This window comes from Paenochrobactrum glaciei (assembly GCF_039522165.1).
In the GTDB taxonomy this organism is placed as follows: Bacteria; Pseudomonadota; Alphaproteobacteria; order Rhizobiales; family Rhizobiaceae; genus Paenochrobactrum; species Paenochrobactrum glaciei.
Map to the genome: position 1 here is coordinate 347787 of NZ_BAAADE010000003.1, position 19305 is coordinate 367091.

Consider the following 19305-nt stretch of genomic DNA (forward strand, 5'->3'; position numbering starts at 1 on the left):
ACATGCAAGCCTTTGAGGTTAAACAAGGCTCATCGCCGGTCATAATCGGTTTGCCTCATACCGGCACAAATGTGCCGGATGATATATGGGCAAGACTTAATGATAATGGCCGTATTCTTGCCGATACGGATTGGCATATTCACAAGCTCTATGACGGCTTGTTGGAAAATGCCACGACAGTGCGAGCAACTTTCCATCGCTATTGCATTGATGCCAATCGTGATCCTGAAGGTGTGAGCCTTTATCCGGGACAGAATACAACCAGCTTGATCCCGATCACGGATTTTGATGGTCTTGCTATCTGGAAAGAAGGCGAGGAGCCGAAATCAGATGATATTCAGGATCGTTTGAGCCGGTTTCATAAGCCTTATCACGATGCTTTTGCGGCTGAAATTGAGCGGGTTAAAAACATTCACGGCATTGCAGTTGTCTATGATTGCCATTCCATCCGCTCCCATATTCCGTTTTTGTTTGAAGGCACGCTGCCGGATTTCAATATCGGCACTGATATGGGCAAAACCTGCGCTGCGGAAATTGAAGCTATTGCCGTCGATGTGACCAGTAAAGCCAGCGGCTATAGCTCGATTTTGAACGGTCGCTTTAAAGGTGGCTGGACAACCCGTTATTATGGCCAACCGGAAAATCGCGTGCACGCTATTCAGATGGAGCTTGCGCAAAAGACCCATTTAGCCTCGGAAAGCCTGCCTTTTGCCTATGACGAAGCCAAGGCAGAGCGTTTGCGCATCCATCTCAAAACATTGCTGCAACGCATTGAAGACGTTGCGGCCAAGCTTTAAAATTTAAACAAGGGGAAATCATGTCCAATCCACGTCACAATGAGCGCGATGTACGCGCACCGCGCGGCACAGAATTGAACGCAAAAAGCTGGCTCACCGAAGCGCCGCTGCGTATGCTGATGAACAATCTTGATCCTGATGTTGCCGAGCGCCCGCATGAGCTGGTGGTTTATGGCGGCATTGGCCGCGCCGCCCGCACATGGGATGATTTTGACAAGATTGTCGCCACGCTGAAAACCTTGGAAGACAATGAAACCTTGCTGGTACAATCCGGCAAGCCTGTTGGTGTGTTCCGCACCCATAAAGATGCGCCGCGCGTATTGATTGCGAACTCCAATCTGGTGCCGCATTGGGCGACATGGGATCATTTCAACGAATTGGATAAAAAAGGCTTGGCCATGTATGGCCAGATGACAGCCGGTTCGTGGATTTATATCGGCGCGCAAGGGATTGTGCAGGGCACTTATGAAACCTTTGTGGAAGCTGGTCGCCAGCATTATAACGGTAATCTGAAGGGTAAATGGATTTTGACCGGCGGTCTTGGCGGTATGGGTGGCGCGCAGCCGCTTGCTGCCGTGATGGCAGGTGCTTGCTGCTTGGCGGTTGAATGCGATGAAACCCGCGCCGACTTCCGTTTGCGTACCCGTTATGTCGATGAAAAGACCCATAGCCTTGATGAAGCATTAATGAAAATTGACGAATGGACGAAGGCGGGCGAAGCTAAATCCATTGCGTTGATTGGCAATGCGGCGGAAATTTACCCTGAACTCGTCAAGCGCGGTGTGCGCCCTGATATCGTTACCGATCAGACCTCGGCGCATGATCCGGTACACGGCTATTTGCCGATTGGCTGGAGCGTTGCGGAATGGCGCGCCAAACAGGAAAGCGACCCGAAAGGCGTTGCAAAAGCTGCCCGTGCTTCCATGAAGGTGCAGGTTCAGGCCATGCTCGATTTCTGGAATGCCGGTATTCCGACCGTTGATTATGGCAATAATATCCGTCAGATGGCGCTGGAAGAGGGCTTGGAAGATGCATTTGCATTCCCGGGCTTTGTGCCGGCCTATATCCGCCCGCTGTTCTGCCGTGGTGTCGGGCCTTTCCGTTGGGCTGCTCTTTCGGGTGATCCGGAAGATATTGCCAAGACCGATGCTAAAGTTAAAGAGCTGTTGCCGGATAATAAGCATCTGCATAACTGGCTCGATATGGCGAAGGAACGCATTGAGTTTCAGGGCTTGCCAGCACGTATCTGCTGGGTAGGTTTGGGTGATCGTCATCGCCTTGGGCTTGCATTCAACGAAATGGTGCGCAACGGCGAATTGAAAGCGCCAATTGTGATCGGTCGCGATCATCTGGATAGTGGTTCGGTGGCGTCACCTAACCGTGAAACAGAAGCGATGCAGGATGGTTCGGATGCTGTATCCGACTGGCCGCTGCTCAACGCGCTGCTCAATACAGCATCGGGTGCAACATGGGTTTCGCTCCATCATGGTGGTGGTGTCGGCATGGGCTTCAGCCAGCATTCCGGCATGGTGATTTGCTGTGACGGTTCCGCCGATGCGGATGAACGTATTGGCCGTGTGCTTTGGAACGATCCGGCAACCGGTGTGATGCGCCATGCTGATGCAGGCTATGATATTGCGCTTGATTGGGCAAAACAGCAGGGGCTTCGTCTGCCTGCTATTCTCGGCAATTAATATATTCTTCTCCCGCAAGTGCCGCACTTGCGGGAGATTTTTTGTGAGATAAAACCGATGAAAATTTTGCGTGCCAGTGGCCAAAAGCAAATGCCGTGGAAAAACGGTGGTGGTGTGACAATTGAAATCGCCATTCATCCGGCGGATGCAACAGTTGATAATTTTGACTGGCGCATTTCCACCGCAACAGTCGCGCAAGATGGTGCTTTCTCGGTTTTTCCTGACATCGAACGCACACTGGCTGTACTAGAGGGAAACGGTATTATTTTATCGGTTGATGGTGTTGAGACGACACTCACGCAAGTGAGCGAGCCATATAGTTTTGCCGCTGACGCACAAACAAGTGCACACCTGATTGACGGTACAATCACTGACCTTAATATTATGACGCGGCGTGGTGCCTATACGCATGAAGTCAAGCGGATTGTGCTGGATAATCAAACAGCGCATTTAAATTTTGAAGAGCAAAGCTTTTTGTTTGTTGTGAGTGGCACTATAAAAATTCAACACCTTGAAGGTGAAGAGATCTTGTTGGCAAAAGATTGCGCGAGTTTTAGCGCTGCGCAAAAAGGCAGTGTTGCAATTTCAGGTGAGGCGGTCGCTTATCTGATCACGCTCAAACGTAATTAACCGTTTTTAAGTGTCGTGACGGCATGTTCACTGTTGCGGATATAGTCATAAGCGTCACTCTGCTTTTGGATCAGCAGGATGAAAAGCAGATCGGTCAAAATAAGCTGCGCATCGCGCGATGTGATCGACGATGAACGTACTTTTTCTTCATCCGCGACCGTATAAAGATTAATATCGGCATTGGATGCCAGTTTGTTTTCTTTCAAACCGGTGACCGAAATAACCAGTGCGCCGCGCTCTTTTGCAGCCTCTGCAATCCGCAAAGTTTCAATACTGGCGCCAGACTGTGAAAAAGCGACAAGCACATCCTCGCTGCTCAATGTTGAAGCATTGGCCATCTGAATATGGCTGTCGTCATTATGCAGTACATTGCGGCCGAGCTTCATCATCTTGTAAGAAAAATCACGCGCGACAAGCGATGATGCACCGACACCTGCCAGATGAATGCGCCGCGCTGCATCAAGGGCAGATAATGCTTTGCCGATATCGTCTTCATTATTGACCGCGACCGTCTGCTGCATGGATTGCAGCTTACTGCCAATCAGTTTTTGCAAAATGGTCAGATAGCCATCATCTTTTTCAATGGAACCGTGAATAACACCGGCAGGCACGCGCCATTCTTGCGCTTTTGCCTCAATAACCGCCCGTTTTAACTCTTGATATCCGGCAAAGCCGAGCTTCTGGCTGAATTTTACAACGCTGGACTGGCTGCGTCCGGTTTCCTGCGCCAGTGCCGCTGATGAAAGTTTGGCGACTTGCTCGGGGCGTTCCAGAATAAACTCACCGATCTGCTGGTCGGCAGGCGCCATGTCTGTTAACCTGACACTGATCATCTGTAATACCGACACTGGTGACCTCCCAAGCATAAAGCAGATATTTTCACTATCCTATGTTTTTTTAATTCGTGTTCACAATAGGATGAGATGAGGAATATATTATTCCAAATCAATTGACACATGGTACTGCTGAATTAATATCCGATGCAAGTCCATCATAGCAGCCCATTATAGTAACAAGGCAGTTTGTTCCATGGATAAATTACGAATAGTTGGCGGAAAGCGCCTTCAGGGTGCGGTTAGTATTGCCGGTGCGAAAAACTCGGCGCTGCCGCAAATTGCTGCCTCGTTGCTGAGCCCGTTTCCGCTGGAGCTGACCAATCTGCCGGTTGTGACTGACGTGCAAGCCATGTTGAATGTAGTAGGAGCGCAAGGTGCGGTGGTGAGCCGCTCGGCGCAAGGCACGACCATTGAAGCGCGTGCGCTGCTTACCGTTGATACAACATATGAAACCGTGCGCAAGATGCGTGCGACCGTGCTTGTATTAGCGCCTCTTTTGGCGCGAAACGGACAGGCGCGGGTTTCGATGCCAGGTGGCTGTGCTATTGGCGCCAGACCGGTGGACTTGCATGTCAAAGCGTTGCAGGCATTGGGTGCGCATGTGGAAATTGACCGTGGTGTTATTGCGGCATCGTTGAAGAGCGGCCTTCGTGGTGCCCGCATTGTTTTAGGTGCGCCATCTGTGGGAGCAACCGCTACGGCGCTGATGGCTGCCACATATGCCAAGGGCGAAACGGAAATTCTCAATGCAGCGCGTGAGCCGGAGCTGGCTGATCTTGCAGCATGTTTGACGGCAATGGGCGCCGAAATTGAAGGGGCCGGCACACATCGCATTTTGATTAATGGCGAAACATCATGGCGTGCAGCCAGCCATCACAGTATTCCTGATCGCATTGAAGCGGGGACTTATGCGGTGGCTGCCGCGATTACCGGCGGGCAGCTGGAATTGACCAATGCCCGGCTTGAGCATCTGGCATCTGCGGTGCAAATTTTAGAAATGATGGGCGTGAATGTCTGGCCAAGTGATCGGGGCATTGTCATCTCACGCGATGGTGCATTACGGCCGGTTGATCTGACAACAGAGCCTTATCCGGGCTTTCCAACCGATTTGCAGGCGCAGATTATGGCGCTGGCAACTTGTGCTAATGGAGCCTCGCTTATACGTGAGGCGGTGTTTGAAAGTCGCTTCATGCATGTGCCGGAACTTTGCCGATTGGGTGCGGATATTACGCTGAAAGGCACCTCGGCCTTGGTGCGCGGTGGTGGAAAACTATATGGCACAGAGGTGATGGCAACCGATTTGCGCGCATCTGTTTCGTTGATTTTGGCGGCTCTGGTGGCTGAGGGCGAAACGATTGTTAATCGCGTTTATCATCTTGATCGAGGCTATGAGCAGCTTGACCGCAAGCTTCGCCAATGCGGCGCCGATATTGAACGGCTGAAAGGGTAAGTGCCATCATGTCACAAATTTCAGCCTATTTTCTTGGTGTTGATGGTGGTGGAACCGGTTGCCGCGCGCGTATTGAAGACGCGGAAGGTCATGTTTTAGGGCAAGGTGTTTCGGGGCCGGCGACAACACGCCTTGGTATTGAAGCGGCGTGGAACTCGGTGATGCGCGCCAGTGAGGCAGCGATTGAGGAAGCCGGTTTGCGTGACACTCAATATGGTCAGGTCAATGTCGGTATTGCGCTTGCCGGTCTTGGTCGCAAGGGCGCATTGCAAGCCTTGCAGGCCATTCCGCATCAGTTTGCATCAATTGCTTTTGTCAATGATGGCAAGGGGGCTTGTCTTGGTGCGCATTCCGGCCGTGACGGTGCAATTGTGATTGCCGGTACAGGCTCGGTTGGGCTTGGCTTTGCTGATGGTGAAGATTTGCGTGTTGGCGGCTATGGTTTTCCTGTTTCAGATGAGGGGAGTGGCGCTTATCTGGGGCTGAAGGCCATTCAACATGCACTGCGGGCGCATGATGGCCGCTTGGAAAAAACGGCTCTTTTATCTGAAGTAATGCAGCGCTTTGGCAATGATCCGATGGAAGTGGTCGCGTGGATGGATCAGGCTGCGGCCACCGAATATGCGACCCTTGCGCCGATGGTTATGCGCCATGCTGATCAGGGTGACGGGGCGGCACGCCGTATCGTGCAAGGGGCTGCCGGACATGTGGATACACTGGTGCGCGCTTTGTTTGAGCGTGGTGCGCCGCGTGTCTCGTTGCTTGGCGGGCTGGCGACGCCGCTTTTGGCATGGCTTGCGCCTGATGTGCGCCGTCGTTTGAAGCCTGCGGATGGTGATGCGGTGTCGGGTGCAATTATTTTGGCCAGACGCGGAAGTGAGACTAAAAATCAGTAATTCCTGACATGCTGTGAATTGGAATAATAAATTCCAATAATTTATTGACATCTGGAATATTTAAACTTAGATTTTGTCTGTAAGGCAGGCATTGGAAGAGGGCTGTGTTGCATTTGCGCTCTCCTTTCAAAGCTCTGCCGGACGAATGAATTCCAGATGCGATTTTTAAGGCGATCCGCATGTTGAAGCGAGAATTATTGTCAGAGCTGGACGGATTGGTATCCGAGGGACGTAACCCGCGGACAATGGATATTGATCTGCTCGACAGTCTCGCTGTTGTTCGTAAAATCAACGATGATGACAAGATTGTGCCGCTGGCAGTTGAAAAAGTGCTGCCGGAAGTAGCTCGGGCTGTTGATGCCATCGTTGCTGCTTTTCATAAAAATGCCCGTCTCATTTACATTGGTGCCGGTACGAGCGGCCGTTTAGGTGTTTTGGATGCCTCCGAATGTCCTCCCACATTCGGGGTGCCGGAAACTATGGTTGTTGGCCTGATTGCCGGTGGAGATGAGGCGCTGTTGCGCGCGATTGAAGGTGCGGAAGATGATGCTTCGCAAGGTGAAGCGGATTTGCGCAATATTCAATTGAGCGCTGATGACGTGGTTGTCGGCATCGCGGTGAGTGGTCGCACGCCTTATGTGATTGGTGCGTTAAATTATGCCAAATCATTGGGTGCGGTGACGGTTGCTCTTTCGTGCAATCCGCAATCCACAATTGCAGCGCTTGCTGACATTGCGATCTCTCCGGTTGTGGGGCCGGAAGTTTTAACCGGTTCAACGCGTTTGAAATCCGGTACTGCGCAGAAGCTGGTGCTTAACATGCTGACAACCGCAAGCATGATCCGTATCGGAAAAAGCTATCAAAATCTGATGGTTGATGTGTCTGCGACCAATGAAAAACTGGTTGCCCGCGCGGTTCGTATTGTGATGCAGGCAAGCGAATGTGACGAGCGCACAGCCGAGGAAGCGCTTCGTCTGACAAACAATGATGTCAAGCTTGCGATTCTTGTTGTAATGAATGAAACAGGGGTTGAAGAAGCTCGCCGCGCACTGCATGAAGCGAACGGCTTTTTAAGACCGGCAATACATGTAAAATCAGTTTGAGATCAGGCATAGTTCCGCGATGGATATAGGGATCGCTAAGGGGAGCACGAATGAAAACATCATTTAAAATGAAACTGCTGGGCTGCGTTGCAGCTTTGGCAATGTATTCGCCGGTAATGGCCGGTGATGCAATGGCGCAGACATTGCGCATGGCTTGGTCGCAGGATGCAACCGGCCTTGATCCGCATAAGCAGCCGGCTTTCTCATCGCAGCGTTTGCTTGAGCTGGTTTATGAGCCACTGGTTCGTGTTGATGCCGATCTGGTGATCGCGCCTGCTATTGCTGAAAGCTGGGAATTCTCAGATGAAGGCAAGGTTCTGACTTTCAAGCTGAATAAAGCTTCCAAGTTCCAGAATGGTGCTCCTGTGACTGCGGCTGACGTTAAGGCTTCTTTCGAGCGCATTTTGGATGAAGCAACCGGTGCTGTTGCACGTGCAAACTTCCAGTCGATTGAAGCAATCGAAACACCGGATGATGCAACTGTTATTTTCAAGCTGAAGCAAGCTGACACACCATTGCTCACCGCAATGGCTTCGGTGAATGCTGCTGTTGTTCCTGCCAGTGAAATTGCTGCGGGCAATGTTGGCACCAAGGCACTTGGCTCGGGCCCTTTCATTCTTGAAAGCTGGAACCCGAATTCCAAGGAAGTTTTGAAAACCAATCCTGACTGGGCAGGCGGTAAAGTTGAAATCGACGGCATCGACATCAGTGTTCTGCCGGATGAAACAGCAATTCTGGCGGCATTGCGCGCCAAGCAAATTGACTTTGCTGTGCTCAATGACCCGATGGTTGCAACCATGGTTGCACGCGAGCAGAATGTAACACTCGACCGCACACCTGGTCTTGCTTACCATGTTTTGCAGATGAACCCGTCGCGTTCTGCGATGAAAGAACTGGCCGTACGTCAGGCAATTTCTTGCGCGATTGACCGTAAAGATGTGCTGGAAACCGCATCTCTTGGTGAAGGTGCTGTAACCGGCCCGTTGACCTCGCCAGCTTTTGCGAATGATCCGTCAACCTTGTTCTGCTATGAAAAAGATCTGGATAAAGCCAAGCAACTGATGGCTGATGCAGGCTTTAAAGATGGCTTTTCGGCAACTGTGATTGCTGCAACCGGTGAGCCGCCGACCGCTGCATCAGAAGCACAGGTTATCCAGTCTCAGCTTGCTGAAATCGGCATCAAGCTCGACATCCGCATGATGGAACTCAACGTCTATGTTGACACCTGGCTGAAGGGTGATTTTGACATGGCTGTTGCACTGAATGCCGGTAGCGCTGATCCTTACACCATGTATAACCGCTATTGGACCAAGAACGGCAACCTACAAAAAGTTGCACAGTTCTCGGATGATAAGCTGGACAGCCTGTTGCAGGAAGGCCGTGCTGAACCTGACCATGAAAAGCGTAAGGCAATTTTCTCGGAATTCGAGAAGCATATTGCTGAAATGTCCCCATGGGTCTGGCTCTATACGTCATACAACTATGCTGCATTCCAGAAGAATGTAACCGGTTTTGAACCACGCCGCACCAACTCCATTTTTGGTGTGACCAAGATCAAGCTGGCTAACTAAACCCTTTAAAAGCCCGTCCGCACGCGTTCAAACGCTGGCGGACGGGTTGATTTATCCACTGATAAGGTCTGCCACAATGAGTTACCTGACACGGCGGCTAGTGACATTTCCATTGGTCATGGTCGGAGTATCGATTTTTGTTTTCGTCTCCATCCGTTTGGTGCCGGGGGATTCCATTACGGCTATGCTTGGGACAGAAGCAGGACTTCTGACACCACAGCAACGTCAGGCGCTGGCAGAATATTTTGGCCTTGATCGCAGTTGGCTGGCACAATATTGGCACTGGCTGACCGGTATGTTGCAAGGCGATATGGGCTTGTCGGTTACTTATGGTAAGCCGGTTCTTGATGTTATTCTTGAGCGCTTCCCGCTGACACTGCAACTGGCTCTGATGTCGATGGTGGTGGCGCTGGCTGTGGGCTTGCCTGCGGGTGTTTATGCGGCAACCCGCAATGAGCGTCCATCTGATCTGATCGTGCGTATTTTTGCGATGATCGGTCAGTCGACACCAAGTTTTGTACTTGGTCTATTGATTATTTATGTCCTTTCGGCTGGTTTTGGCATTTTGCCCACCATGGGCGAATATGTACCGATCTGGGTTGATCCGCTGGCTAATCTTGGTCAGTTGATTTTCCCGTCGCTGACGCTCGGCTTTGCTTTTGCAGCTTCCGTTACCCGTATTTCCCGCTCGGCAATGCTTGATGTGCTGGGCGATGATTATGTGCGCACAGCGCGCAGTAAAGGTGTGCCGGCACGCAAGGTTATTTGGCGTCATGCGCTGCCAAATGCACTGATACCGGTGGTGACATTGTGCGGTGTGGAATTTGGCTATTTGTTGGGCGGCGCGGTTTTGGTTGAGCAGATTTATGCGCTTCCGGGTCTTGGCCGTATGGTTCTTGAAGCTATTTTGCAGCGCGATTATGCGATGGTGCAAGGTGCAGTTTTGTTTATCGCTTTCAATTTCATGATTGTTAATTTGCTTGTTGATCTTGCCTATGTGGCGCTCGATCCGCGTATCCGGATGGAGGAACGCTGATGCAACTTCTTCGTTCGATTTTCTCCCATCCGAGCGGTCGCATCGGTGGTGTTATCATTGTTGTTTATCTGATCGTGGCCGTTATGGGCTATGTGGGGCTGACCCCGCATGATCCGCTGATGCAATATCGTATCGACCGTTTGCAGGCACCAAACAGCACGTATTGGATGGGCACTGATCTTTTCGGTCGTGATGTGATGAGCCGTTTGATGACGGGTATCACGCAATCCTTTATGGTGGGCTTTGCCGCTGTTGCTATTGCAACGCTTGCCGGCACAGTTCTGGGACTGACTGCTGCATGGTTTGGCCGTTGGTGGGATGGCGCGGTTATGCGCGTAATGGATGTGCTGCTGGCATTTCCGGCAATTTTGCTTGCACTTCTCATCATCACTGTGGTGGGGCCGGGTGTTGGCACCAGTATTGCTGCGATTGCGATTGTTTATACGCCGATTTTCACCCGTGTTGTGCGCGGGCCTGCATTGTCCTTGCGTTCGCGCGATTTTGTAGATGCGGCGCGCACTTTCGGCAGCAGCCGTTTTTACATCTTAACACGTCATTTGCTGCTTAATCTGGTTGCACCTTTGACCGTGCAGATTACGCTGGCGCTTGCCTGGTCATTGCTGACCGAAGCAGGTTTGAGCTTCTTAGGCCTTGGGACGCAGCCGCCTGCCTCATCGCTTGGCCTGATGCTGGCTGATGCGCGCAACCTGATGGAAAGCGCTCCATGGCTGCTGGTTTTCCCGGCGCTGGCTATTATGATCGGTATTCTTGGTTTCAATCTGCTCGGTGATGCGCTTCGCGATATTCTCGATCCTAAGACGCGGAGGACCGCATCGTGACCGCTCTTCTTTCAGTTAAAGACCTGCGCGTCGGTTTTGGCCGTGATCCAAAGGCTAATGAGATCGTTCGCGGTGTTAGTTTCGATCTGAACGCCGGTGAGACAATGGCGATTGTCGGCGAAAGTGGCTCAGGTAAATCCGTCACTTCGCTTTCAGTTAATCGTCTGGTTGATTTCGGCGGTGGCAGTATCATTGGCGGTTCAATGTTGTTCCAGCGTGCTGATGGCTCGGTCATTGATCTGGCAACGGCACAGGAAAAAGAACTGACGACAATTCGCGGTGCGGAAATCGGCATGATTTTTCAGGAACCGATGACCTCGCTTAACCCTGTTTTGAGCATCGGAACGCAGATTGAGGAATCTTTCCGTCTGCATCGCGGGCTGACAGGCAGCCAAGCGCATGCGGCGGCAAAGGATGCGCTGGATCGCGTGCGTATTCCGGATGCCGCGCGTCGTTTGAAATATAGTCCCAACCAGTTTTCCGGCGGTATGTTGCAGCGCGTGATGATTGCCATTGCGCTGGCTTGCAACCCACGTTTGCTGATTGCGGATGAACCGACAACGGCACTTGATGTGACCGTGCAGGCGCAGATTATGGCGCTTTTGGCCGAACTAAAGCGCGAAACCAATATGGGGATGATTTTCATCACCCATGATATTGGTCTTGTGGCTGGTATTGCCGACAAGGTGATGGTGATGCAGTCCGGCCAAGTGGTCGAACAGGGCACGATTTCCGATGTGCTGGATCGCCCGCAACATGCTTATACGCAGCATCTTTTGCAGGCTGTGCCGCATTTTGAAAATGGTGCAGCGGTGCGCCATGACTATCAGCGCCCGCCAGCAGAAGATGGTGAAAAGCCAGCCCTTAAAGTGGAAGATCTGACGGTTCGCTTCTCGGTCAAATCCGGTCTTTTTGCCCGCACAACCGGTAATGTTCATGCGGTGGATGGTGTTGATTTTGATCTAATGCCGGGTGAAACACTGGCCATTGTCGGTGAAAGTGGTTCCGGTAAATCCACCACAGCCCGTGCCATTTTGGGGCTTGTGAAAGCAACACGAGGCGCATTTGAAACCAATGTGGTGAAATCAGCGCATGGCAATGCGGATGCACCGGTGCAGATGGTGTTCCAGAACCCGTATGCGTCGCTTAACCCGCGTTTGCGTGTTGATGAAATTCTTGCTGAGCCGGTCATTGCTGCAGGCGGAAGCCGCACGGCTGAAGTGAAGGCCAAAATGATTGCGCTGTTGAAGCGCGTTGGTTTGCCTGAAGATAGTTTGCTGCGTTATCCGCATCAGTTTTCAGGTGGTCAGCGCCAGCGTTTATGCATTGCGCGTGCGCTGATGCTCAATCCGTCCGTGTTGGTGCTTGATGAGGCGGTTTCGGCGCTGGACGTCTCGGTGCAGGCAAAAGTGCTGGAACTTCTTGTCGATTTGCAAAAAGAATATGGCCTTGCTTATCTTTTTGTCTCGCATGATATGGCGGTGGTTGAGCGTATTGCCCACCGTGTGGCGGTTGTTTATGCGGGGCAGATTGTGGAAATCGGCGATGCAGCTTCGGTGCTTTCCAAGCCGCAACATTCTTATACCAAACGTTTGATTTCAGCTGTGCCGAGTGTTTCTAAGCGGAATGAGCATTTCACACTGGATTCTCGTCAGGTGCCGTCATTGGTGCGTCCGTTAGGCTATGAACCACCGGCTGCCGATTGGCTGCATTATGGTGCCGATCATATGGCACGGGCAGAGGCATAAAATGAGCGAAGGTTTCACCCAAGCTTTTGGCATTGTTGAAGAGGCGGTCAAAGCCGGTCGCATACCGGGCGCTGTTTTAGGTCTGGTTGAGGCCGACGGAACACGCAAAATCAAGGCAATCGGGCGCGCACAAATTGTGCCGTCTGAACGGGAAATGCGTGAAGACACATGGTTTGATCTGGCATCTTTGACCAAAGTGCTTTTCACCACGCCGCGCATTCTGGAACTGGCCGAACAGGGCGTGATTGATCTTGATGCGCCTTTAATAAGTCATCTGCCGGATTTGCGCCAATATAATGCCAATGCATGGGAGCGGAAGGTAACATTCCGCCAGTGTTTGGGGCATCAGACACCGTTTCCGGCGGTAGAACCAATCTACACGTATGGCCGCGATGCGGATTTATTGCGCACATTCATTATGCAGCGCGAATGGAAAGCCGGTGCGCCGGTTTATTCCGATATCAATTTCATTTTGCTGGGCTTTGTGCTGGAGCGTCTCTCGCGCAAAACCATCCGTGAAATGGATGCGGGAGTGGGTTTTGATTGGGGTGCGGCTGCCGATCAAACGGCTGCTACCGAAGATTGCACTTGGCGCCACCGTGTCCTTTGCGGCGAAGTGCATGATGATAATTGTAGCGCCTTACAAGGGGCAGGCCATGCGGGTCTGTTTGGCACAGCCGCATCGGTTCTTAATTTCGGTGAGGGCCTGTTAAATGGCAGTGGCGCCAGTAAACAGGTGATTGACTGGATGCGCACGCCTTTATCATCCAGCCGCACGCATGGTTTTGAACGCGCACACCAAGGCTGGGCGGGCGGTTCTGTCTGTTCAGCGGAAACAATCGGCCATACCGGTTTTACCGGAACTGGTTTATGGGTTGATTTTGAGAAAGGGCGGGCATGGACATTGCTCACCAATCGCATTCATCCTACCCGTCATTTTGACAGTCAAATCGTGTCGCTGCGCATAGCTGTTGGCGATCATATCTCTCAAGGCTAGGAGTTTAAGACATGAAACCTGTATGGGCTGTTGGTCTGATGACCGGAACTGTTCTTGATGGCAATGTGGATGTGGCGCTTTTAAAAACCGATGGCGAAACCGTCACTGAGTTTGGTGCCTATGCGCTTAAACCCTATCCGCAGGAAATCCGCGATCTGTTGGAAGAAACCTTGGCGCAAGCGCTGAAATGGGGTTTTGACGGGCCGGAACCGGAAATTTTCAAAACGGCTGAGGAAGCGTTGACCAGAGCGCAATCTACGGCTGTCCGTGAGTTGGTGACTGAGAGCGGCCTGACCATGGCTGATATCGGCGTTGTTGGTTTTCATGGCCAGACAGTGCTGCATCGCGCTCCAACCAAAGAGCGTTTGGGCGACACCCGTCAGCTTGGCGACGGCGCTTTGATGAGCGAATTGCTGGGCACTAAAGTTGTCTATGATTTCCGCACCGCTGATATGCGTGCCGGTGGTCAGGGCGCACCGCTTTCAGCCGTTTATCATGCGGCATTGCTGAAAGGTGCTGATGCCAGCGGTGAAACAGCTGTGCTTAATTTGGGCGGCGTTGCCAATGTGACATGGTGGGATGGTGCAGATGCCGTTGTGGCCTTTGATACAGGCCCTGCCAACGCGCCATTGAATGATTTTATCAAAGCGCATACCGGCGCTGAAATGGATCGCGATGGTGCTCTGGGGCTTGCAGGCCAAGTGGATGAGGCACGTCTAGCCAAATTGCTGGAGCATAAATATCTGACCGCTCCCTATCCAAAATCACTGGATCGTTTCGACTTTGGCGCCAGCATGGCTGACGGGCTGGAGCTTGAAAACGGTGCTGCTACATTGACCGCTTTCACGGCAAGTGCAGTGGGTAAAGCGTTGGATCTGTTGCCGCACCGCCCAAAACGTCTGGCTGTGAGTGGCGGTGGCCGTCATAATCCGGCAATGATGAAAATGCTGGGCGAGCGCGCAGACGTTGAAGCTGTACAGGCTGAAACATTTGGCTGGCGCGGTGATGCGGTTGAAGCAGAATGCTTCGCGTTTTTGGCTGTGCGTGCATTGCGTGGCCTGCCGATCAGTTATCCGGGTACAACCGGCGTGCCGGCACCAATGACAGGTGGCCGGTTGGCCGGTTAATGCGCTGATTAGCTATCGCTTTTCAGGCGTTTTTTAAGAAAGCTGCGGGTGCGCCCGATAGGAAAATCGGGCAGCTCACCAAAAACTTCATAGCCCTGACGTTCATAAGCAATTTTAGCGACAGGGCTAAAAGTATCGATCAGCGCACTATGGCATCCGCGTGCCAGCGCTTCATCTTCTGCGGCTTGCAACATTTTTCCGGCCACGCGTTGGCCGCGTAAGGAACTATCGACCCAAAGCCACTGAATATAGAGCCACCCCCAAGCCGTATATCCTGAAATACCAGCCAGTATTTTGCCATTTTCATCACGTACGAAAACAGCCAGTGATGAGCGTTCGGAAGCACCAACATCAGCATCGTTAAAAGCTGATAATTGTTGACCGACAAAAGCGAGGTCATCGGCGGAAGGTGTGGCGGTAATTTCAAATTCTGTGGTCATTTCGGTTGTCCGATGAGAATGAAACTGAGCGCTATGCTCGATAATTTATGTGAAAGCATAGGCGGTTTTTATCGCCTTCTGTCAATTCGTATTTAAGGCGTTGCCGCCATTAAAATACTTATGACATAATACACTGACGGAGACAGTCTGATGAATGCTTATAGTTTAAAAGGCGCACGGGTTTTTGACGGCGAACGCTTGACTAATCATAAGGCTGTGATTGTTCGTGATGGGCGTATTGAAGCGATTGTTGCTGAAAATGACATCGACACAAACCTGCCGCAGATCAATCTGGATGGTGGTATTTTAGCGCCGGGCTTTATTGATGCGCAGGTTAATGGCGGTGGCGGTATCATGCTCAATGACGCGCCAACTGCTGAAAATATGCGTATTATGGCTGCGGCTCACCGCCCGTTTGGCACCACAAGCATGTTGCCGACACTGATCACCGATGTGCAGGAAAAATCTGAGCAAGCCATTGCAGCAGCCATTGCCGTGATGGATGAAAATGCAGGTGTTGTCGGTTTGCATTTGGAAGGCCCGCATATTGCACCGGCTCGTAAGGGCGTACATTTGCCGAAATTTATGCGCCCTGTCAGCGATGATGATGTGGCTGCGATGGTTGAAGCTGCAAAGCACATCGATGCTTTACTGGTTACCATGGCAGCAGAGCAGGTGAGCGCTGCGCAGGTCGAGAAATTATCGGCTAACGGTGTTATTGTTTGTCTTGGCCATACGGATGCAACGGCAGAAGCTGCAACAAAGCTGTTTGAAGCGGGTGCTCATGGTGTCACCCATTTGTTCAATGCGATGAGCCAGCTTGGCAGCCGCACACCGGGTGTGGTTGGCGCGGCCTTGGATCATCCGGCGGTTTGGGGCGGTATTATTGCAGACGGGCATCATATTGATCCGATGAGCCTGCGCGTGGCGATCCGTGCCAAGCACGCCAATATGGGCGAGGGAAAACTGTTTTTTGTCACCGATGCGATGAGCCTGGTTGGCTCTGACAAAAATAGCTTTGATTTGCATGGCCGCACGGTCAGCCGGAGTATAGGCGATGGTTTGCCGAAGCTTACTCTTGATGATGGCACAATTGCCGGTTCTGATCTCGATATGGCCGCAGCGGTTCGTTTTGGTATCGAAATGCTTGATTTGAGCGTTGCCACTGCACTTGCGATGGCGACATCTTATCCGGCGCGTTTCTTGCGTTTGACAGATCGTGGTTTTATCCGCGCAGGATTGCGTGCGGATTTGGTTCATCTTGATGATCAGTGTCATGTACGCCGTACATGGATTTCCGGTGTTTAGTATCTTAAACGACGGCAAATAACCGCAAATTATGAATGTTGTCAGAGCCTGAAACACATGTCTGGTTTAATGGTGACAAAAAATCTCTAGTTTTTATGGCGGTGGGGTAGTATCAACTCTTAATTAACGTTGATTCTTACATTGAGAAAGCCTTGTTATGAGTGAAGCCATTGCTCTTGAAATCGCTACTGATTTGCCGCGCTCCAAGCGTTTGAAGGCTGTAACAACCGGAACGCATGATACGCTTGATAAATCTATTATGGCTGGCGAACCTTTCAAGGATCGTGAAAGATATTCACTTTTTCTGAAAGTACAGCATCTGTTTCATCGCGATATCAATTCACTTTATGACAATGCGCAGTTGGATGCACTGTTGCCGGATCTGAAAGGACGTCGCCGTTTTAGCCTGATTGGTGATGACTTGTCGGACTTGGAAGTGACAGCACCTGAAGCTGTTGATCTACCAGCTTTTGCTAATAGCGAAGCTGTTGATTTACCAACAGCATTGGGCTGGCTCTATGTTGCTGAAGGCTCCAATATGGGTGCGGCTTTCTTGTTGAAGGCAGCTCAAAAGATTGGTTTGTCGGAAGAGTTTGGCGCTCGTCATCTGGCCGGTGCACCTGAAGGCCGCGGTCTTCATTGGCGCACTTTTACTCAGGCACTGGATGATATCGACCTGAGCGAAGATGAAGAAGGCAAGGTTGTTGCCGGTGCGGAAGCCGCTTTCAAGCGCGTGCATGCACTGGTTAAACAGATGTTTGGCTGATCTTATAGGTTTTGTTGAATGACGGGCTGGGGCCGAGTGTTTAATCTCTCTGCCTCAGCTTTTTTTATGTAATTTTGATGTGGGTGCTGATGCGATAAACCAATACAGAGATATGGTTGAGTAATTGGCGTTCTGCGATCATGTCGGCTGGTTTATAACTATTCATTAGCAGAGGCTGCAGAGTCTTAAGAAATATTCCGCGCAATAATATTACGTCTGCTGTCTTTTTGTGGATAAATCTTGCGTTTTAGGGCGCTTTTTGATTGCGTATTCATATTTGAGCATTATAAGGATAGCCTAATTTATCAAAAAAATAGGACGGTTTTTATTGTATGGCTCTGCCGTCCGAGCATCTCTCCGGAGGACTGAAATTTATGAACCATTCTCGCATGGCGCTTTGTCTTTACTGTAAAGGGGAAAGACAATGAATGCCTCGACCAATGCTGTTCAGCCGGACAATGCCCCAAAAACAGTAATTGAACTTAAAAACGTTGCGATTTCATTCAATCTGGCCAATGGCGGCCGGTATGATGCGGTGGCGGAAAGCAATCTTAAAGTTGCTGACAATGAATTTGTTGCCATTGTTGGACCGACAGGTTGCGGCAAATCCACTTTGTTGAATGCTGTCGCAGGTCTTTTGACGCCGGCAAGCGGCACCGTGGAAATCAGCGGCAAGCAATTAAGCGGTCTTAACCGCCAAGCCGGTTATCTTTTCCAGCAGGATGCACTGATGCCATGGAAAACCGTGCTGGAAAATGTTGCTATCGGACTGGAAATTGCCGGTACACCTAAAAAAGAAGCCCGTGCGCAAGCGCAAGAATGGCTCGCGCGTGTGGGGCTTGCCAATTTTGGTGATCGCTATCCGCATATGTTGTCGGGTGGCCAGCGCAAGCGTATCGGCTTGGCGCAGGTGCTGATCCGCAATCCTAAATATTTGCTGATGGATGAGCCTTTTGGGCCTTTGGATGCACAAACGCGCGTGATCATGGGTGATCTGCTGCTTGACCTCTGGTCGCAGGATCGTAAAGCCGTGATGTTTGTTACTCATGATCTTGAAGAAGCGATCGCATTGGCTGATCGTGTTGTGATTATGTCTGCCGGTCCGCGTGCCCATATTCTGGCTGAATATCAAATTCCGCTGGAGCGCCCGCGTGAGATTTCTGAAATTCGCTTGAATGACCAGTTCCATGAAATTCATCGTGAAATCTGGGGTGCGCTGAAAGAAGAAGTGCTTAAAGGCTATCAGCAGACAAGCGGAGTGCGCAAATGAACAAGCCTCTCTTATTTTTAGCGCAGCTTAGTGTGGCTGTGTTCGTTATTCTTGTCTGGTATTTGTTTACCGAAACACATTTGTTCGGCAATCCGGCGAATGCCAAGTTCTTCTTTGCGACACCAACACAAGTGGCGGTGCGTATTTATAAATGGTTTGCCGAAGGCAGCATTTGGTATCACCTAGGCATTACACTGGTGGAAGCCATGCTTGCTTTCGTCATTGGTTCCGTCAGCGGCGTGATGATCGGTTTTTGGTTTGCCCGCAAGCCAATGCTGGCAGCTGTTTTTGATCCTTATGTGAAGGCTGCCAACTCGTTGCCGCGTGTGGTGCTTGCACCAATTTTCATGCTCTGGCTGGGTTTGGGGATTTGGTCGAAAGTGGCGCTTGGCGTTTCGCTGGTCTTTTTCATTGTGTTCTTCAACGTTTATCAGGGCGTTAAAGAAGTCAACCAAACCGTTCTGGCCAATGCCCGTATGCTTGGCATGAATGAGCGCCAGTTGTTGCGCAACGTCTATTTGCCATCTGCATTGTCATGGATGTTCTCAAGCCTTCACACGGCGGTTGGTTTTGCGGTTGTTGGCGCGGTTGTGGGTGAATATCTGGGTTCGTCCGCAGGGCTTGGCTATCTCATTCATCAGGCGGAAGGCGTCTTTGATGTCACCGGTGTTTTTGCCGGAATGATTGTGCTGACGGCCTTTGTTTTGCTCATCGATTGGGCAGTTTCGATTGTAGAAACGCGCTTGCTCATCTGGCGGCCTAAAACAGTCGGACCAAACGGCGCTTAAAACGATAAT

18 protein-coding genes are annotated in these 19305 nt (G+C 51.2%); 16 read left to right on the forward strand and 2 right to left on the reverse strand.

Features of this window, described 5'->3' with window-relative positions:
• Nucleotides 1-2: 2 nt before the first annotated feature.
• From hutG to ABDZ76_RS11170, 3 genes are read left to right on the forward strand one after another with little or no spacing between them, the layout of a single operon-like run.
• Nucleotides 3-797 (forward strand): N-formylglutamate deformylase, encoded by a 795-nt coding sequence (hutG, locus tag ABDZ76_RS11160; protein WP_343805420.1) that lies wholly within the window; start codon nucleotides 3-5, stop codon nucleotides 795-797.
• A gap of 20 nt (nucleotides 798-817) precedes the next feature.
• Nucleotides 818-2491, forward strand: a complete 1674-nt coding sequence (gene hutU, locus ABDZ76_RS11165; protein ID WP_184223642.1) for a urocanate hydratase — start codon at nucleotides 818-820, stop codon at nucleotides 2489-2491.
• A 57-nt stretch (nucleotides 2492-2548) separates the two neighbouring features.
• Nucleotides 2549-3121 carry a HutD/Ves family protein gene (locus tag ABDZ76_RS11170; RefSeq protein ID WP_343805424.1) on the forward strand — a complete coding sequence of 191 codons (573 nt, stop codon included), beginning with the start codon at nucleotides 2549-2551 and terminating at the stop codon, nucleotides 3119-3121.
• On the opposite strand, the gene ABDZ76_RS11175 is transcribed toward ABDZ76_RS11170, so the two are convergent.
• The gene (locus ABDZ76_RS11175) at nucleotides 3118-3969 is read right to left on the reverse strand and encodes a MurR/RpiR family transcriptional regulator (RefSeq protein WP_343805426.1); all 852 of its coding nucleotides are present in this window, start codon (nucleotides 3967-3969) and stop codon (nucleotides 3118-3120) included. The genes ABDZ76_RS11170 and ABDZ76_RS11175 overlap by 4 nt on opposite strands.
• A gap of 181 nt (nucleotides 3970-4150) precedes the next feature.
• Here ABDZ76_RS11175 and murA point away from each other — a divergent pair, with 181 nt between their 5' ends.
• The 9 genes from murA (at nucleotide 4151) to ABDZ76_RS11220 (ending at nucleotide 14724) form a co-directional block, all read left to right on the forward strand.
• The gene (gene murA, locus ABDZ76_RS11180) at nucleotides 4151-5407 is read left to right on the forward strand and encodes a UDP-N-acetylglucosamine 1-carboxyvinyltransferase (RefSeq protein WP_343805428.1); all 1257 of its coding nucleotides are present in this window, start codon (nucleotides 4151-4153) and stop codon (nucleotides 5405-5407) included.
• A gap of 8 nt (nucleotides 5408-5415) precedes the next feature.
• Entirely contained in the window at nucleotides 5416-6303 is an 888-nt protein-coding gene (locus tag ABDZ76_RS11185) for a glucosamine kinase nucleotide-binding domain-containing protein (RefSeq protein ID WP_343805430.1), read from the forward strand.
• A 179-nt stretch (nucleotides 6304-6482) separates the two neighbouring features.
• Nucleotides 6483-7406 (forward strand): N-acetylmuramic acid 6-phosphate etherase, encoded by a 924-nt coding sequence (gene murQ, locus ABDZ76_RS11190; protein WP_343805432.1) that lies wholly within the window; start codon nucleotides 6483-6485, stop codon nucleotides 7404-7406.
• Nucleotides 7407-7474: 68 nt separating this feature from the next.
• Nucleotides 7475-8977, forward strand: a complete 1503-nt coding sequence (locus ABDZ76_RS11195) for an ABC transporter substrate-binding protein (RefSeq protein ID WP_374844571.1) — start codon at nucleotides 7475-7477, stop codon at nucleotides 8975-8977.
• Between the two features lie 76 nt (nucleotides 8978-9053).
• On the forward strand, nucleotides 9054-10013 hold the full coding sequence (locus ABDZ76_RS11200) for an ABC transporter permease (protein WP_343805436.1): 960 nt from the start codon (nucleotides 9054-9056) through the stop codon (nucleotides 10011-10013).
• A complete protein-coding gene (locus ABDZ76_RS11205; protein WP_343805438.1) occupies nucleotides 10013-10852 on the forward strand; it encodes an ABC transporter permease in 840 nt (279 codons plus the stop codon). The genes ABDZ76_RS11200 and ABDZ76_RS11205 overlap by 1 nt, the downstream gene beginning before the upstream one ends.
• The gene (locus tag ABDZ76_RS11210) at nucleotides 10849-12600 is read left to right on the forward strand and encodes an ABC transporter ATP-binding protein (RefSeq protein WP_343805440.1); all 1752 of its coding nucleotides are present in this window, start codon (nucleotides 10849-10851) and stop codon (nucleotides 12598-12600) included. The genes ABDZ76_RS11205 and ABDZ76_RS11210 overlap by 4 nt, the downstream gene beginning before the upstream one ends.
• 1 nt (nucleotide 12601) lies before the next feature.
• Nucleotides 12602-13597 (forward strand): serine hydrolase domain-containing protein, encoded by a 996-nt coding sequence (locus tag ABDZ76_RS11215; RefSeq protein WP_343805442.1) that lies wholly within the window; start codon nucleotides 12602-12604, stop codon nucleotides 13595-13597.
• A gap of 11 nt (nucleotides 13598-13608) precedes the next feature.
• Nucleotides 13609-14724 (forward strand): anhydro-N-acetylmuramic acid kinase, encoded by a 1116-nt coding sequence (locus ABDZ76_RS11220; protein ID WP_343805444.1) that lies wholly within the window; start codon nucleotides 13609-13611, stop codon nucleotides 14722-14724.
• 8 nt (nucleotides 14725-14732) lie between these two features.
• Here ABDZ76_RS11220 and ABDZ76_RS11225 read toward each other — a convergent pair whose 3' ends face one another.
• Nucleotides 14733-15164, reverse strand: a complete 432-nt coding sequence (locus tag ABDZ76_RS11225) for a GNAT family N-acetyltransferase (protein WP_343805446.1) — start codon at nucleotides 15162-15164, stop codon at nucleotides 14733-14735.
• A 150-nt stretch (nucleotides 15165-15314) separates the two neighbouring features.
• On the opposite strand from ABDZ76_RS11225, the gene nagA reads away from it, so the two are divergent.
• The 4 genes from nagA (at nucleotide 15315) to ABDZ76_RS11245 (ending at nucleotide 19296) form a co-directional block, all read left to right on the forward strand.
• Nucleotides 15315-16472 carry an N-acetylglucosamine-6-phosphate deacetylase gene (nagA, locus tag ABDZ76_RS11230; protein ID WP_343805448.1) on the forward strand — a complete coding sequence of 386 codons (1158 nt, stop codon included), beginning with the start codon at nucleotides 15315-15317 and terminating at the stop codon, nucleotides 16470-16472.
• Between the two features lie 157 nt (nucleotides 16473-16629).
• Entirely contained in the window at nucleotides 16630-17238 is a 609-nt protein-coding gene (locus ABDZ76_RS11235) for a biliverdin-producing heme oxygenase (protein ID WP_343805450.1), read from the forward strand.
• A 424-nt stretch (nucleotides 17239-17662) separates the two neighbouring features.
• The gene (locus ABDZ76_RS11240) at nucleotides 17663-18508 is read left to right on the forward strand and encodes an ABC transporter ATP-binding protein (protein WP_343805452.1); all 846 of its coding nucleotides are present in this window, start codon (nucleotides 17663-17665) and stop codon (nucleotides 18506-18508) included.
• Nucleotides 18505-19296, forward strand: a complete 792-nt coding sequence (locus ABDZ76_RS11245) for an ABC transporter permease (protein ID WP_343805454.1) — start codon at nucleotides 18505-18507, stop codon at nucleotides 19294-19296. Before ABDZ76_RS11240 ends, ABDZ76_RS11245 begins: the two co-directional genes overlap by 4 nt.
• Nucleotides 19297-19305 lie beyond the last annotated feature (9 nt).